The following is a 14,427-nucleotide window of genomic DNA, read 5'->3' as shown; positions in this document are numbered from 1 at the left end:
TTTTTCGGCCGGGCCGGGAGCCATAAGGTATTGCTCAGAACCATTGCTTGGGAAGGGGGTACGGCCGGATGTCCTGGGAGAGCGACACTCAGGGGGTGGGTGACCGGCTCGCTCCGGTGCTGCGGCCGGTGCGGGCGGGCAACGGCTTCGAGGAGGCGCTGGAGCAGATCCTCCAGGTGGTGCGGCTCGGCCTGGTGCCGGGCGGGGAGCGGCTGCCGGCCGAGCGGGAGCTGGCGGAGCGGCTCGGGATCAGCCGGGTGACACTGCGCGAGGTGCTGAAGGTCCTGCAGGACCAGGGACTGGTGGAGGCACGGCGCGGGCGCTACGGCGGAACGTTCGTGCTGCCGCGCACGGACGCCGGCGGCGAGGACGAGCTGCGGCGCCGGATCGCCGAGGTCGACGTCGAGGACGTCCTGCGGTTCCGCGAGGTCCTGGAGGTGGGGGCGGCCGGGCTGTGCGCGACGCACGGACTGACCGGGGAGCAGGCGGACCGGCTGCGCGAGGCACTGGACCGCACCCACGAGGCCCCGCTGGCGGACTACCGCCGGGCGGACACCCTGCTGCACCTGACCCTGGCCGAGCTGTGCGGCTCCCCCTCCCTGACCGCGCAGTACGCGGCGGTCCGGGCCACCGTCAACGACCTGCTCGACTGCATCCCGCTGCTGGTGCGCAACCTGGAGCACTCGCAGCGCCAGCACACCGCACTGGTGGAGGCGGTGCTGGACGGGGACGCGGACGGCGCGCGGGAGATGATGCGCGAGCACTGCGCGGGCACGGCGGCGCTGCTCCGGGGCTTCCTGACATGACCCCGCTCTGCAAAGGTATCCGTGGACACCTTTGGATGACTGGGAGGGCGGCGTGACCGGACAGCCGTTGATCGGCGTGAGCACGTATCTGGAGACCGGTGCCCGCTGGGGCGTGTGGGAACTGGAGGCGGCCCTGCTGCCCGCCGCCTACCCGCGGCTGGTGCAGCGGGCGGGCGGACTGGCCGCACTGCTGCCGCCGGACGCGCCCGAGCGGGCGGCGGCGGCGGTGGCCCGGCTCGACGGGCTGGTGATCGCGGGCGGCCCGGACGTGGACCCGTCGCGGTACGGTGCCGAGCGGGACCCCCGCACGGGCCCGCCCGCCCCGGCCCGCGACGCCTGGGAACTCGCCCTGATCGGGGCCGCCCTGGCCGCGGGGACGCCGCTGCTGGGCGTCTGCCGGGGCATGCAGCTGCTGAACGTGGCACTCGGCGGGACACTGGTGCAGCACCTGGCGGGACACGCGGACGTGGTCGGCGTGTTCGGCGGCCACCCGGTGAAGCCGGTGCCGGGCAGCCGGTACGCCGGGATCGTCCCGGAGGAGACGACCGTGCCCACCTACCACCACCAGGCCGTGGACCGGCTGGGCACGGGACTGGTGCCCTCCGCCTACGCGGCGGACGGCACGGTGGAGGCGGTCGAGCTGCCGGCCGACCGGGGCTGGGTGCTCGGCGTGCAGTGGCACCCCGAGATGGGCGAGGACCTGCGTGTGATGCGGGCGCTGGTCGCTGCCGCCGGCTGAGCGGAACAGCGCCGCGGGACACGCGGCGCACGGGTGCGCTGCCCTGCGGCCGGACCCCGGCCGCATGTCGACTGCGGCGCCGTCCCGGCTGGTCGCTTCCCCAGGTCCTCGGCTCCGCTCGACCCCGGGGGACCCCCGTCGCGGCGGTAGCCGCACATCACGCACGGCCCCGCGCACCTTCGGGGCGCTCCGCTTCACAGCCGCTTTCTGAGCCACCCCAGGGCGGCGTCGCCCTGGGCACGCTGGAAGGGGCGCAGGGTGGGCAGGCCCGGGGGCGGCGGATTCAGGGAGCTGCGCAGGAAGTACCCCGTGAGGGCGGCCAGCGCGGCGGTCACGGCGTCCGGGTCGGCGTCCCGGCCCAGCGGGTGCGCGGTGAAGACCTCCTCGGGATCGGGTCCGCCCTGCGCCCGCACGCACGGCAGCAGGACGAGCAGGTCGAACCAGGGGGCGGCGCGCAGGGCGTGCGGCCAGTCGACGAGGACGACGCCGCCCTCGTCCGTGAGCAGCACGTTGTCCGCGCGCAGGTCGCCATGGGTCAGGGTGTCCCCCGAGGCGCCCTCGGCCCAGCGGGCTTCCAGTGCGGCGAGGTCGGGCAGACGAGCGGCGGGCCAGGCACCGAGCCGGTCCCGCACGTCACCGGCCGCACCGTCCAGGAGCCTGCGCCAGCCGCTGAAGTCCTCGGCCAGGGCCTCGGCGACGGACGGGACGTCGAGGGGACACGGCGTGCCGGTGCGGGCGAGCACGGTCACGGCGTCGAGCACCCGGCGCAACTCCTCGGGCCGCCAGGGCACCTGCGGCTGACGCCCCGCCACCTCCTCGAAGACCAGAGCCACCCAGGTGCCGTCGTCGTACGTCCCGAGCAGCCGGGGCGCGGGTACGGCGGCCGGGAGCGCGGCGGCGTTGCGTGCCTCGCGGCGGTGCAGCCGGGGGCTGTGCGCATTGGCCTCGGCGCTCACCGCCTTGACGAAGCCGGTGCCGCCCGCGGCGGTACGCACCCGTGCGGCCACGCCGGGCGAGAAACCGCCACGCTGCGTCCGCGACCGTACGACCGGGGCGCCGAGTATCTCGCCCACGGCGTCGCGGACGGCGGCCGGCAGGTCTTCCCAGGGGGCGCGGACGCCTGCGGCGGGCGGGGCGGTGAGAGTCATGCCGGCCATGGTGCTGGGTCACCGCGCGGCCTGGCCACGGAATTTCGGTTCGGCGCCGCGGGGAGTGCGCCGTCGTCACCGGGTCCGGTACCCGGCGGCTGGTCGCGCGGTTCCCCGCGCTCCCTTACGGGGGCGTCGGGGCCGCGGCGGGAGCCGGCGGCGGCGCGGGGACGCCCACGGGGCCGCCCGGCGGCGGGCACGCAGCTACGGGCAGTCGCGCGCCGGCGGCGGCACGGGCAGGCGAGGCCTCCGCTAACCCCGCGTCAGCGACAGCAACTCCCGCGCGGGCCCCGTCGGCCGGTGCCCCGTCGGCCAGACCGCTCGCAACTCGCGGCGCAGGCAGACACCTTCCACCGGGATGCCGACCAGGCGCCGCATCGACAGCTCCTCCCCCACCGCCAGCTCGCTGAGGACCGAGGGGCCCGCACCGCTGACCGCCGACGCCTTGACCGCCGTGGTCGAGGACAGCTCGATCAGGGGGCGGGCGAGGCCGCCGAGCGCCGCGTCCAGGACCTGGCGGGTACCGGAGCCGCGCTCACGGAGGATCAGCGGGGTGGCCGCCAGCTCCTGCGCCGTCAGGGGACGCCGGCGGCGGGCCCACGGATGGCCGGGGGCGGTGACGACGATCAGCCGGTCGTGGGCGATGACCGCCGAGTCCAGGCCCGTCGGAACCGTCAGCCCCTCCACGAAGCCGAGGTCCGCCTCGCCGGACTCCAGCAGTTCCGCGACCTTCGCCGAATTGCCGGCGAGGAGGGACACCGCCGTGTCGGGCCGCTGGGCCTGCAGCGCGAGGAGCCAGCCGGGCAGCAGGTACTCGGCGATGGTCATGCTCGCCGCGACCCTCAGACGCGAGTCCCGCCGGTCGCGCAGCGCCCGCGCACCCGCGTCGAAGGCCGCCGCGGCCTCCACGACCCGGCGGGCCCAGTCCGTCACCAGCGCACCGGCGTCCGTGAGCCGGGAGCCGCGCGGCGAGCGGTCGACCAGGGCCACGCCCAGCTGCCGTTCCATGGAGCGGATCCGGCTGCTGGCGGCGGGCTGGGTGATGCCGACCTCGCGCGCCGCCGCCCCGAGGCTCCCCAGCCGCGCCACCGCCAGCAGCAGCTCCAGTGCGGCCAGGTCCGGCACCCGGTGGGCCAGTGACTGCGTGCGCTCTCGGGACCCCTGCTCCTCACTCATAAGACCAGCTTATGCCCCCATAGGCCGGAACCTCCTGGTCAGGGGCGGGCGGCAGGGCGACCGTGGAGGTGTGGTCACCGTAGCCCCGCACCTTTCCGTCACCCCCGCCCCCCGCGCCGCCCGGGTCCGCCGTCTCGGCCCCAACTGGTACGCCTGCGTCATGGGCACCGCCGTCCTCGGCTCGGCCGGCGTCGCGCTGCCCGCCCACGATGAAGGACTGCGCGATGTCCTCGAGGGCGCCTGGGCGCTGTCCCTGGTCATGCTCGTGGCCCTGCTGGCGGTCCGGGCCCTGCACTGGACCCACCACCGCGACCAGGCCCGCGCCGATCTCCTCGACCCGGCCATGGCTCCCTTCTACGGCTGTCTGTCCATGGCCCTGCTGTCGGTCGGCGGCGGCGCCCTGACGGCCGGGCGGGGCCTGCTCGGCACCGGCACGGCCGTCGCCCTGGACACCGTGCTGTTCACCACGGGTACGGCGGTCGGGCTCACGGCTGCCGTGGCCGTGCCGTACCTGATGGCCGTACGGCATCGTGTCCAGCCCGCACAGGCGACCCCGGTGTGGCTGTTGCCGCTGGTCGCGCCCATGGTGTCGGCCGCGCTCGGCCCGCTGCTGGTGCCGTACCTGCCACCGGGCCGGCCCCGCGAGACCCTGCTGCTGGCCTGCTTCGCGCTGTTCGGGCTGAGCCTGTTCGCGACGCTGCTGATGCTGCCGCTGGTCTTCGCCCGGCTGGTCACCTCCGGCCCGCTGCCGCTCGCGCTCACCCCGACCCTGTTCCTGGTCCTGGGCCCGCTCGGGCAGTCCACCACCGCGGTCGGCCGGATCGCGGACGCGGCTCCCGGGGTCGTACCGGCCCCGTACGACCGGGGCCTCGGCGTCTTCGCCGTGCTGTACGGGGTGCCGGTCATGGGGTTCGCGCTGCTGTGGCTGGCGTTGGCGACCGCGCACGTGGCGCGGGCCCGCCGGCACGGCATGGGGTTCGCGATGACCTGGTGGGCGTTCACCTTCCCGGTGGGCACGTGTGTCACCGGCGCCGCGGTCCTCGCCCGGCGCACCGGTCTCGCGGTCTACGACGGGCTGGCCGTCGGGCTGTACGCCGTCCTCACGGTCGCCTGGTCGGCGGCCGCCGCCGGCACCGTGCGCGGCCTGCTCAGCGGCGAGCTGCTCGCAGCGCCCCGGCCAGCACCCGCGGCGCCTCCGCCAGGGACGGGCCGTACCAGGTCAGGTGCCGCCCGCTGACCAGGGCGCAGGGCAGCCCGGGAAAGGCCTCCGGGCCGTCGTCGGCGGTGAAGCGGTAGGGCTCGTCGGGCAGGACCACCACGTCCGGGGCCGCCGCGCGCAGCTCCTCCAGCGGCACACGGGGGTAGCGCCCGGGGTGGCCGGCGTAGAGATGGTCGACGCCGAGCCGGGTCAGGACGTCACCGGCGAAGGTGTCCCGGCCGAGGACCATCCAGGGCCGTCGCCAGATCGGTACGACGGCGGTGGTACGGGCCGGGGGCCGGGGCAGGGAGGCCCAGGCCGCCTCGGACTCCGCCAGCCAGCGCGGACGGCCCGGCGCGCCGCACGCCGTGAGCACCCGTTCCAGTTCGGCGAACGCCTGCGACACGCTCCGTACCTCGGTGACCAGCACGTCACACCCGGCGGCGCGCAGGGCGTCCAGGTCGGGGGCGCGGTTCTCCTCCTCGTTGGCGATCACCAGGTCGGGGGCGAGGGCGAGGACGCGGTCGAGCTGCGGGTTCTTGGTCCCGCCGATCCGGGTCACGTCCAGGTCCCCCGGACGGGTGCACCAGTCGGTGGCGCCCACGAGGGCTCCGGGGAGCGTCAGTGCCACAGCCTCCGTCAGCGAGGGGACCAAGGACACGATCCGCTTCACCGAAGGGGCGCGGCGCTGTGTCCGCTGTGCGGCTGCCGCCGCGACGGGAGTCCCCCCGGGTTCGAGCGGAGCCGAGAACTCGGGCGAGCGACCAGCCACGACGACATCTCCGGACGACCGACGACCTAACGCGACCGATCCTGAACGGCCTCGATGTGTTCCGCCACCGCCACCACGATCACCCGCGTGTCCGGCACCGTCGCCCGCCAGCGATGCCGTACCCCACCGGTCAGGTACAACGTGTCGCCGCGGCCGAGGCGGTACGCGCGCCCCTCGGCCTCTATCTCCACCGCGCCGTCGGCGACGTACATCAGCTCGTCGTTGCGGTGCTGGAACTCGCGGCCGGCGTCGTGGTCGCCGGTGAACTCGGAGGCGTGCAGCTGATGGTGGCCGCGCACCAGGGAGCGGGTGCGGGGCTCGAAGTCGTCCGGGTCGGCCGGGTCGGCGCGGACGACGTCCACGCTGGCCGCGGGGTCGGCGGCGGCGAGGAGTTCCACGGCCGTGGTGCGCAGGGCGTCGGCCAGCTTCTCCAGTGAGGTGCGGCTGGGACGGGCCCGGTCGTTCTCGACCTGGCTGAGGAACGGCACCGACAGACCGGTGCGCTCGGCCACGACGGCGAGGGTCAGTTCCAGGGCCCGGCGGCGCCGCCGGACGGCCGCGCCCACCCGCACGGGCTGCTCTTTGTGGTCGCCCATCGCTCCGGCTCCCTCCCTCGCTCGTCGTGCCGCTGTCCGGGTGCCCGGGTCGGGGCGGACCCTCTCTGATGACTTCTCTGCACCCTACGCATGTTCGGCAAACCGTTTCACGCCCCTGTCACATCCCCGACATGCCGCGAAGCCCTCACCCTCACGGTTCGCGCCACGGTGACGGGGCCTCGGGATCCCTTGGTACTGAGTACCCAGAGGGGGTGAATATGCCGACCAGCTGGGCCGTGCGGTTTCGCACAGGCCAACGGTCATGACACACAGTGATTGGCCGGATTCTTGTCGTAGCCCACGGACACCGCGAGGGGCGGGCGCGCCGGACGCGCGGTGGCGTACGGCGGCGCCCGCCCCTCGCGGGCGGTCCGGGCCGGTCAGGTCACCCGGCCGCCCGACTGCGGGGGTCCTTCTTGGCGACCGGGGCCCACTTGTCGACCAGGCCGGGGTTCTCGCGGAGCCAGTCGCGGACGGCGTCCTGCTCCTTGCCCTTGCCTGCCTTCTGGATCTGCGACTCCAGGCCGGTGAGCTGCTTCTCGGTCATGGAGAAGTCCTTCAGCCAGCGGCCGACCCGCGGATTGGCGTCGGCGAAGCCCTTGCGGGCCAGGGTGTGCACGCCGTCGCCCTTGCCCCAGGCGCCCCGGGGGTCCTTGAGTTTCTTCAGGTCGTAGTCGCTGTAGGCCCAGTGCGGGGACCAGAGGGTGACGACGACCGGCTGCTTCCTGGCGGAGGCGCGCCTCAGCTCGGAGAGCATGGCCGACGTGGAGCCGTCGATCACGTCGTAGTCGCCCTCGAGGCCGTACTCCTTGAGGACCTTGGTCTTCAGCAGGCCCATCATGCCGGCGCTGGGCTCGATGCCGACGATCTTCCCGCCGAACTCGGAGGCGTGGTCCTTGAGGTCCGCCAGGGAGTTCACGTCCTTGACATAGGAGGGGACGGTCAGCTCCAGGGAGGTGGGGCCGTACCACTTGCCGAGGTCGTCGAGCCGCTTGCCGTACTTCTTCCAGTACTCGGCGTGGGTGGTGGGCAGCCAGGAGTCGGTCTGGAAGTCGAGCTGGCCGGTGGCGAGGCCGGTGTAGAGGGGGCCGGCCGTGTACTGGGTGGTGGTGACCTTGAAGCCGCGTTCCTCCAGGATCTCCTTCCACAGGAAGGTGGAGGCGATGCCCTCGTCCCAGGGGATGTAGCCGATCTTGATCTCCTTGCCCTTGCCGACGTCCGGTCCGGAGGCCTCGGAGGTTCCGGCGGAGGGGCCGAAGACGGTCATCCCGCCCGCGACCAGGGCGAGCACGACCACCCCGACGACCGCGACGGCCGGGCGCGGGCGGTACGACCACGGGCGCGGGCGGGCCTTGGCGGCGGCCCTGCGGCCCAGCGGGGAGAGCTGGGTGCCGAGCGCGCCGGTGATCCGGTCGAGGTAGATGGCGAGCACGACGATGCCGACGCCGGCCTCGAAGCCGTAGCCGATGTCGAGCTGGCCGATGGCCTCGTTGACGGCGCCGCCGAGGCCGCCGGTGCCGACCATGCCGGCGATGACGACCATGGACAGGCCCAGCATGATCACCTGGTTGACGCCGGCCATGATGGTCGGCAGGGCGAGCGGCAGCTGGACGCGCCAGAGGATGTTGCGCGGAGTGGTGCCGAACGCCTCGGCGGCCTCGACCAGTTCGGCGTCGACCTGGCGGATGCCCAGCTCGGTCATGCGGACGCCGGGGGCGAGCGCGAAGATCAGGGTGGCGACGACACCGGGGGCGGTGCCGAGGCCGAAGAACAGCATGGCCGGGATCAGCAGGACCATCGACGGCATGGTCTGCAGCAGGTCCAGGACGGGCCGTACGGTCGCGCTGACCGCCTTGGAGCGGGCCGCCCAGATGCCCAGCGGGACGGAGATCACCAGCGCGATGACGGTGGCCACGAGGACCAGGGAGAGCGTGGACATGGCCTCGTCCCACAGGGCGAGCGAGTCGACCAGCGCGAACCCGGCGAAGGCGAGGACGCCGGCGGTGAGGCCGCGCAGCCACCAGGCGAGGACGGCGAGGATGCCGGCCATCAGCAGCGGCTGGGGCGCGCCGAGCACGGCGTCGATGCCGTCGTACATGCTCTCCATGACCGCCTTGACGGCGTCGAAGAGCCAGGAGAAGTGGTCCAGCAGCCACTTGACGCCGGAGTCGACCCAGTCGCCGAGATGGATCCTAGGCACGGCTGGTCACCTTCCCGTCCGGGTTGTCACAGGGGGCGGGAGCAGCCGTCTCGTCGCCGAGGAAGCCGAGCAGCCGCTGCCTCGGCACGACACCGACGACCCGGTTGGCCCCGTCCACGACGCAGACGCGGTGGGACAGCCGGGCGCTGATCGCGCACAGCTGCGCGAACGGCGTCTCAGGGGTCGCGGTCTCGCAGCCGCACAGCGGGGCGTCACCGGTCACCGAGGTGTCCATGAGGGCGCCGGCCGTCAGCACGCGGGAGCGGTCGACGTCCTGGATGAAGGAGGCGACGTAGTCGTTCGCGGGGCGCAGCAGGATGTCCTCGGCGGTGCCGGTCTGCACGATGCGGCCGTCGCGCATGACGGCGATGCGGTCGCCCAGGCGCATGGCCTCGTTGAGGTCGTGGGTGATGAAGACGATGGTCTTCTTCAGGGTCTTCTGCAGTTCGAGCAGCTGGTCCTGCATGTCGCGGCGGATCAGCGGGTCCAGGGCGCTGAAGGACTCGTCCATGAGGAGCAGGTCGGCGTCGGTGGCGAGGGCGCGGGCGAGGCCGACGCGCTGCTGCATGCCGCCGGACAGCTCGTCGGGCCAGGACTTCTCCCAGCCGGCCAGGCCGCACAGGGCGAGCGCCTCGTCGGCGCGGCGTTCGCGCTCGGCGCGGGGCACGCCCTGCACTTCCAGGCCGTAGGCGGCGTTGTCGCGGACGCTGCGGTGCGGGAACAGCGCGAAGTGCTGGAAGACCATGCTGATCTTCTTCGAGCGCAGTTCGCGCAGGGCGCGGGCGGTGAGCGCGGTCAGGTCCTGGCCGTCGAAGCGGACGCTGCCCGCGGTCGGCTCCAGCAGGCCGTTGAGCATGCGCAGCAGGGTGGACTTGCCGGAGCCCGACAGGCCCATGACGACGAAGATCTCACCGGCCTCGACGCGGAACGAGGCGTCGATCACGGCGGCGGTGGTGCCGTCGGCGCGCAGCTCCTTCCGGTCGGCGCCCCGCCGCAGGCGCTCCACCCCGTCGTCCGGTCGTCTGCCGAACACCTTGAACAGGTGATCGGCCTCAAGCCTCGATTGCACGCGTACCTCACGTCTCTGCGGTCAGAACAGGGGCCGCGCCTCCCCAGGTCAAGCGGAGGTAAACCCACACGTGGCCGGACTCACGGCGATGCGCAGCACGCAACGCGTTCCGGCGGCGGGAAGTGGGTGTCAGTGCCGTACGGCATGATGCGAGCGTGACCGGACGACTCATGCTCCTCGACACCGCTTCGCTGTACTTCCGCGCCTACTTCGGCGTCCCGGACTCCGTGAAGGCCCCGGACGGCACGCCCGTGAACGCCGTGCGCGGCCTGCTGGACTTCATCGACCGGCTGGTCAGGGACCACCGGCCGGAGCACCTGGTGGCCTGCATGGACGCCGACTGGCGGCCGCAGTGGCGGGTGGACCTCATCCCCACCTACAAGGCGCACCGGGTCGCCGAGGAGCACGTGGGCGCACCGGACGAGGAGGAGGTGCCGGACACCCTCTCCCCGCAGGTGCCGGTCATCGAGGACGTGCTGGACGCGCTCGGCATCGCGCGGGTCGGCGTCGCGGGGTACGAGGCGGACGACGTGATCGGCACCTTCACGGCGCGCGCCGAGGGGCCGGTGGACATCGTCACCGGCGACCGCGATCTGTACCAGCTGGTGGACGACGCGCGCGGGATCCGGGTGCTGTACCCGCTGAAGGGCGTGGGCACGCTGCAGCTGACCGACGAGGCGGTGCTGCGCGAGAAGTATGGCGTCGACGGGCGCGGGTACGCGGACCTCGCGCTGCTGCGCGGCGACCCGAGCGACGGCCTGCCGGGCGTGGCCGGGATCGGCGAGAAGACGGCCGCCAAGCTGCTGGCCGAGTTCGGCGACCTGGCCGGGATCATGGCGGCGGTCGACGACCCGCGGGCGAAGCTCACGCCGTCGCAGCGCAAGCGGCTCACCGAGGCCCGGCCGTATGTGGCGGTCGCGCCGAAGGTGGTGCGGGTGGCCGACGACGTCCCGCTGCCGGACGTCGGCACGGCCCTGCCGCACGCCCCGCGCGATGCGGCGGCGTTGGAGCGACTGGCCGGGCGCTGGGGGCTCGGCGGTTCGCTGCAGCGGCTGCTGACCACGCTGGCCGAGTGATCCGGCGCGGAATATTCCGGCAAAGTGCCTCCATCCCGCGCTCATGGAAGAGGTGTTGGCCCCGAGGGAGATGCTAACTTAGGTAAACCTAACCAATTCGCAGGAGGTCGTGATGGCAGAGCGTCCGGGACGAAAGCCGCGTAAGGCCCGCATCGCCCATGTGATCCGCACCGAGCGACTGACCCCGCACATGCAGCGGGTGGTGCTCGGCGGCGAGGGCCTGGCCGACTTCACGGCGGACACCTGCACCGACCACTACGTCAAGCTGCTCTTCGGCCCCGACGGCGTGACCTACCCGGAACCCTTCGACCTGGAGCGGATCCGTGCCGAGTTCCCGCGGGAGCAGTGGCCGGTGACCCGGACCTACACCGTGCGCGCCTGGGATCCCGAACACCGGGAGCTGACCCTGGACTTCGTCGTCCACGGCGACGAGGGCCTGGCCGGCCCGTGGGCCACCCGGGTGCAGCCGGGTGAGACCGTGCGCTTCATGGGACCCGGCGGCGCCTACGCCCCCGACCCGGCCGCCGACTGGCATCTGCTCGCCGGCGACGAGAGCGCGCTGCCCGCGATCGCACGGTCCCTGGAGGCACTGCCCGCCGGTGCCCGCGCGCACGCCTTCGTGGAGGTGTCCGGCCCCGGCGAGGAGCAGAAGATCGACTCCGGGGTGGAGGTCGTCTGGCTGCACCGGGGGGACCGGCCGGTCGGCGAGGCGCTGGTCGAGGCCGTCCGTGCGCTGGAGTTCCCCGAGGGCCGGGTGCACGCGTTCGTGCACGGTGAGGCGGGCTTCGTGAAGGAGCTGCGCCGGCTGCTGCGGGTCGAGCGGGACATCCCGCGCGAGGACCTGTCGATCTCCGGCTACTGGCGCCTGGGACACAACGAGGACGGCTGGCAGGCCTCCAAGCGGGAGTGGAACGCCCGCGTCGAGGCCGAGCAGGAGAGCGGCGTGGCGGCGGCCTGACCACCGCTCAGGACGGCACCTCGTTGATCTTGCCGAACGGGATGTGCACGCTGGGCGTGGTCCGGGACGTGCTGCGCAGGTGCGTCACCTGGTCGTCGAAGAAGATGTGCGGGTCCAGCACCTTCATGACCGCGCCCTTGTCGATCCCGCCGAGGAAGAAGGCGTCGTTGACCCGCACGCCCCACTGCTTGAGGCTGTTGACGGCACGCTCGTGGGCGGGGGCGTTGCGCGCGGTCACGATGGAGACGTGGACCCGGACCGCGTAACCCGGGTCGCTCGTGCGCCGCTCCTCCTCCCGGCGCTGTATCCGGTTCACCCCGGCCAGGAAGTCCCGCAGCGGCCCGGGGTCGTGCGGGGTCGCCGCGTTACGGGCCTCGTGTGCGCGGAACTCCTCCAGTCCGTCGGCCTGGTACACCTGCTCGGCGGCGTCACTGGCGAGCACCCCGTCGAAGTCGAACGCGATCCGCAGCTCCCGGTCGGCGGGGTCGTCCGGGTAGGCCGCTCCGAGCACATGCCCCGCGGGCAGTCCGGCGGCGACGGCCTCCCGCACGTCGTCGCCGTTCGCCGACAGGAACAGGGACATGTTCAGCGCGGGCATGAACTTGTACGGGGACCGGCCCTGCATGAAGACGGCCCGGCTGATCGCCAGCCCGTGGGTCTGGATCGACCGCATGACCCGCAGACCGGTGTCCGGGTCGTTGCGGGACAGGATGATGACCTCGACCAGCGGATCTCCCGGCTCGCCCAGGTCGTTCAGCGACAGCAGCCGACGGATGAAGGCGAAGGCGACGCCCGGCCGGAGTGTGGTGTCGCGGTTCTCCTCCTGATACGCCCGGTAGGCCTCCTCACCCTGCTCGCGGAAGACCGCGTCCGACTCCCGCAGATCGAACAGGGCACTGGAGGCGACACCGACGACGAGCCGGTTCGCGAGATCATAGGCGGGCATGGACCACATCTTCACACCGACCGGCCACGGCCGGTGCTCAGTCGCCGCGCACGCGTGCGTGAAGGTGCATGTCGTGCCAGCCGTCCTGGTGGAGGAGGGCGCTGCGCTTGGTGCCCTCCAGGGCGAAGCCGGCCTTGCCGGCGACGCGGCAGGAGGCCTGGTTGGCGGTGGCGTGCAGGAGTTCCAGGCGGTGGAAGCCGATCTCGTCCAGGGCCCACCGGGACAGTGCGGTCGCCGCGCGGGCCGCCACACCCCGGCCGCGGGCCTGTGCCGTGGTCCAGTACGCGATCTCGGCACACCCGTCCTCGAGCACGATCTGACGAAGCGACATCCGTCCCACCAGCTCGTCCGTCGTCTCGTCGACGACGGCCCACGGGGCGTAGCCCTCCGCCTCCCAGGAGGTCCGCCACTGCTCGATCCAGCCGGCGACCTCCTCCACGGAGTCGGCGGCCCTGATGTGCCACTGCTGCATGACCGGGTCCTGCATGGCCGCGTACACGGCGGGCGCGTCCCCGGCCCGCCACGGGCGCAGGAGCAGGCCGTCACCGGTCGCCAGGGTGGGCTGCGGGATACGGGCGAGGCTTCCGGAGGTCAGCACCGGACTGGTGAGAAAGGGCATGATCCACATCCTGACGGCCGCGGAACCGTCGGCGCACCTGGTTTCCGCCTCGTACCCTTGACCCCGATGAGACGCCGTACCCCGCCCCCGCCCGCCCCGCTCCCCCAGATCGACGGTGTCGACCCGGTGCGGGTGCGGCTGCCGCACGACGGGACGTGGGCCACCGTGCGGGAGCATCTGGTGGCGCGGCTGACGGGGGCAGGGCCCGGGACGGTCGAGTCGCTGTTCGACGCGGGGCGGGTCGTGGGCGCCGACGGGCGGGCGGTGGCACCGGACGCGCCGTACCGGCCGGGGATGTTCGTGTGGTTCCACCGCGAGCTGCCCCCCGAGGTACCGGTGCCCTTCCCGGTGGAGGTGGTGTACCGGGACGACCACATCGTCGTGGCCGACAAGCCGCACTTTCTCGCGACGACCCCGCGCGGCACCCATGTGGCCGAGACCGCGCTGGCCCGGCTGCGCCGCCGGCTGGACATACCGGCGCTGACCGCCGCGCACCGGCTGGACCGGCTCACGGCCGGGCTGGTGCTGTTCACCGTGCGCCCCGAGGAGCGCGGCGCGTACCAGACGCTGTTCCGGGACCGGCGGGTGCACAAGGAGTACGAGGCGGTCGCCCCGTACGACCCCTCGCTGGTCCTGCCCCGGACCGTGCGCAGCCGGATCGTCAAGGAGCGCGGGGTGCTGGCGGCCCGGGAGGTCGAGGGCGAGCCGAACGCGGAGACACGTGTGGAGCTCGCCGGGCACCGGGGCGGGCTCGCCCGGTACCGGCTCGTCCCGGCGACCGGGCAGACCCATCAGCTGCGGGTGCATCTGAACGCGCTCGGCGTGCCCATCCTCGGCGATCCGCTGTACCCGGAGGTGACCGCCCCGGTGCCGGCCGGTGACTTCCGCCGCCCGCTGCAACTGCTCGCGCGGAGGCTGGAGTTCACCGACCCGGTCACCGGCAGGGAGCACGCGTTCGTCAGCGGGCGCGTGCTCCGGAGCTGGGAGTCGCACGACAGCTGGGCGGACCGGGGCTGAGCGCGCCCCGAGGGGCGCGGGGCCCTGTCGGTCTGCGGCTCCGCCGCGGACGGAGCCCCCGGGTTCCGGCGGGGTCGCGAACCTGGGGGAGCGACCAGCCACAACGC

General features: G+C 73.4%; 14 protein-coding genes. 6 read left to right on the top strand and 8 right to left on the bottom strand.

Translation table 11 applies throughout. The features are described 5' to 3' along the window. Positions 1-68 precede the first annotated feature (68 nt). Together ACWC94_RS28110 and ACWC94_RS28105 are read left to right on the top strand one after the other, a co-directional pair. Complete coding sequence (locus ACWC94_RS28110; RefSeq protein ID WP_450799898.1) at positions 69-806, top strand: FadR/GntR family transcriptional regulator; 738 nt, start codon at positions 69-71, stop codon at positions 804-806. A gap of 52 nt (positions 807-858) precedes the next feature. Beyond that, positions 859-1,545 carry a gamma-glutamyl-gamma-aminobutyrate hydrolase family protein gene (locus tag ACWC94_RS28105; protein WP_450799897.1) on the top strand — a complete coding sequence of 229 codons (687 nt, stop codon included), beginning with the start codon at positions 859-861 and terminating at the stop codon, positions 1,543-1,545. 194 nt (positions 1,546-1,739) lie between these two features. On the opposite strand, the gene ACWC94_RS28100 is transcribed toward ACWC94_RS28105, so the two are convergent. Next, positions 1,740-2,693 (bottom strand): phosphotransferase, encoded by a 954-nt coding sequence (locus tag ACWC94_RS28100; protein WP_450799896.1) that lies wholly within the window; start codon positions 2,691-2,693, stop codon positions 1,740-1,742. A 252-nt stretch (positions 2,694-2,945) separates the two neighbouring features. Then, a complete protein-coding gene (locus ACWC94_RS28095; protein WP_450799894.1) occupies positions 2,946-3,869 on the bottom strand; it encodes a LysR family transcriptional regulator in 924 nt (307 codons plus the stop codon). A gap of 70 nt (positions 3,870-3,939) precedes the next feature. Here ACWC94_RS28095 and ACWC94_RS28090 point away from each other — a divergent pair, with 70 nt between their 5' ends. Next, positions 3,940-5,106 carry a TDT family transporter gene (locus ACWC94_RS28090; protein WP_450799893.1) on the top strand — a complete coding sequence of 389 codons (1,167 nt, stop codon included), beginning with the start codon at positions 3,940-3,942 and terminating at the stop codon, positions 5,104-5,106. Here ACWC94_RS28090 and ACWC94_RS28085 read toward each other — a convergent pair. From ACWC94_RS28085 to ACWC94_RS28070, 4 genes are all read right to left on the bottom strand, one after another. After that, a complete protein-coding gene (locus ACWC94_RS28085) occupies positions 5,018-5,740 on the bottom strand; it encodes a helical backbone metal receptor (RefSeq protein ID WP_450800002.1) in 723 nt (240 codons plus the stop codon). The two genes, ACWC94_RS28090 and ACWC94_RS28085, sit on opposite strands and share 89 nt — an antisense overlap. Positions 5,741-5,865: 125 nt before the next feature. Beyond that, positions 5,866-6,435 (bottom strand): helix-turn-helix domain-containing protein, encoded by a 570-nt coding sequence (locus ACWC94_RS28080; protein ID WP_450799892.1) that lies wholly within the window; start codon positions 6,433-6,435, stop codon positions 5,866-5,868. Positions 6,436-6,820: 385 nt separating this feature from the next. Beyond that, positions 6,821-8,635, bottom strand: a complete 1,815-nt coding sequence (locus tag ACWC94_RS28075; protein ID WP_450799891.1) for an ABC transporter permease/substrate binding protein — start codon at positions 8,633-8,635, stop codon at positions 6,821-6,823. After that, on the bottom strand, positions 8,628-9,704 hold the full coding sequence (locus ACWC94_RS28070) for a quaternary amine ABC transporter ATP-binding protein (protein WP_450799890.1): 1,077 nt from the start codon (positions 9,702-9,704) through the stop codon (positions 8,628-8,630). Before ACWC94_RS28070 ends, ACWC94_RS28075 begins: the two co-directional genes overlap by 8 nt. A gap of 155 nt (positions 9,705-9,859) precedes the next feature. Here ACWC94_RS28070 and ACWC94_RS28065 point away from each other — a divergent pair, with 155 nt between their 5' ends. Further along, positions 9,860-10,780 carry a 5'-3' exonuclease gene (locus ACWC94_RS28065; RefSeq protein WP_450799889.1) on the top strand — a complete coding sequence of 307 codons (921 nt, stop codon included), beginning with the start codon at positions 9,860-9,862 and terminating at the stop codon, positions 10,778-10,780. A gap of 112 nt (positions 10,781-10,892) precedes the next feature. Next, positions 10,893-11,738 carry a siderophore-interacting protein gene (locus tag ACWC94_RS28060; protein WP_450799887.1) on the top strand — a complete coding sequence of 282 codons (846 nt, stop codon included), beginning with the start codon at positions 10,893-10,895 and terminating at the stop codon, positions 11,736-11,738. A gap of 7 nt (positions 11,739-11,745) precedes the next feature. Here the strand turns inward: ACWC94_RS28060 and ACWC94_RS28055 are convergent, their stop codons facing one another. Both ACWC94_RS28055 and ACWC94_RS28050 read right to left on the bottom strand, forming a co-directional pair. Next, positions 11,746-12,684, bottom strand: a complete 939-nt coding sequence (locus tag ACWC94_RS28055; RefSeq protein WP_450799885.1) for a 5'-nucleotidase — start codon at positions 12,682-12,684, stop codon at positions 11,746-11,748. Between the two features lie 37 nt (positions 12,685-12,721). Next, a complete protein-coding gene (locus tag ACWC94_RS28050; RefSeq protein WP_450799883.1) occupies positions 12,722-13,303 on the bottom strand; it encodes a GNAT family N-acetyltransferase in 582 nt (193 codons plus the stop codon). A 66-nt stretch (positions 13,304-13,369) separates the two neighbouring features. Here ACWC94_RS28050 and ACWC94_RS28045 point away from each other — a divergent pair, with 66 nt between their 5' ends. After that, positions 13,370-14,320 carry an RluA family pseudouridine synthase gene (locus tag ACWC94_RS28045; RefSeq protein ID WP_450799881.1) on the top strand — a complete coding sequence of 317 codons (951 nt, stop codon included), beginning with the start codon at positions 13,370-13,372 and terminating at the stop codon, positions 14,318-14,320. Positions 14,321-14,427: the final 107 nt, after the last annotated feature.

The sequence above is a fragment of the Streptomyces sp. NPDC001135 genome (assembly GCF_053598395.1).
Note: the sequence above shows the minus strand (reverse complement) of the source record. Positions and strands in the feature narration are given on the sequence as shown.

Bases quoted from the DNA above. Each gene is read 5' to 3' on its own strand.
- ACWC94_RS28110 (WP_450799898.1), top strand. From the start codon at position 69: ATGTCCTGGGAGAGCGACACTCAGGGGGTGGGTGACCGGCTCGCTCCG.
- ACWC94_RS28100 (WP_450799896.1), bottom strand. From the start codon at position 2,693: ATGACTCTCACCGCCCCGCCCGCCGCAGGCGTCCGCGCCCCCTGGGAA.
- ACWC94_RS28095 (WP_450799894.1), bottom strand. From the start codon at position 3,869: ATGAGTGAGGAGCAGGGGTCCCGAGAGCGCACGCAGTCACTGGCCCAC.
- ACWC94_RS28080 (WP_450799892.1), bottom strand. From the start codon at position 6,435: ATGGGCGACCACAAAGAGCAGCCCGTGCGGGTGGGCGCGGCCGTCCGG.
- ACWC94_RS28060 (WP_450799887.1), top strand. From the start codon at position 10,893: ATGGCAGAGCGTCCGGGACGAAAGCCGCGTAAGGCCCGCATCGCCCAT.
- ACWC94_RS28055 (WP_450799885.1), bottom strand. From the start codon at position 12,684: ATGCCCGCCTATGATCTCGCGAACCGGCTCGTCGTCGGTGTCGCCTCC.
- ACWC94_RS28050 (WP_450799883.1), bottom strand. From the start codon at position 13,303: ATGCCCTTTCTCACCAGTCCGGTGCTGACCTCCGGAAGCCTCGCCCGT.
- ACWC94_RS28045 (WP_450799881.1), top strand. From the start codon at position 13,370: ATGAGACGCCGTACCCCGCCCCCGCCCGCCCCGCTCCCCCAGATCGAC.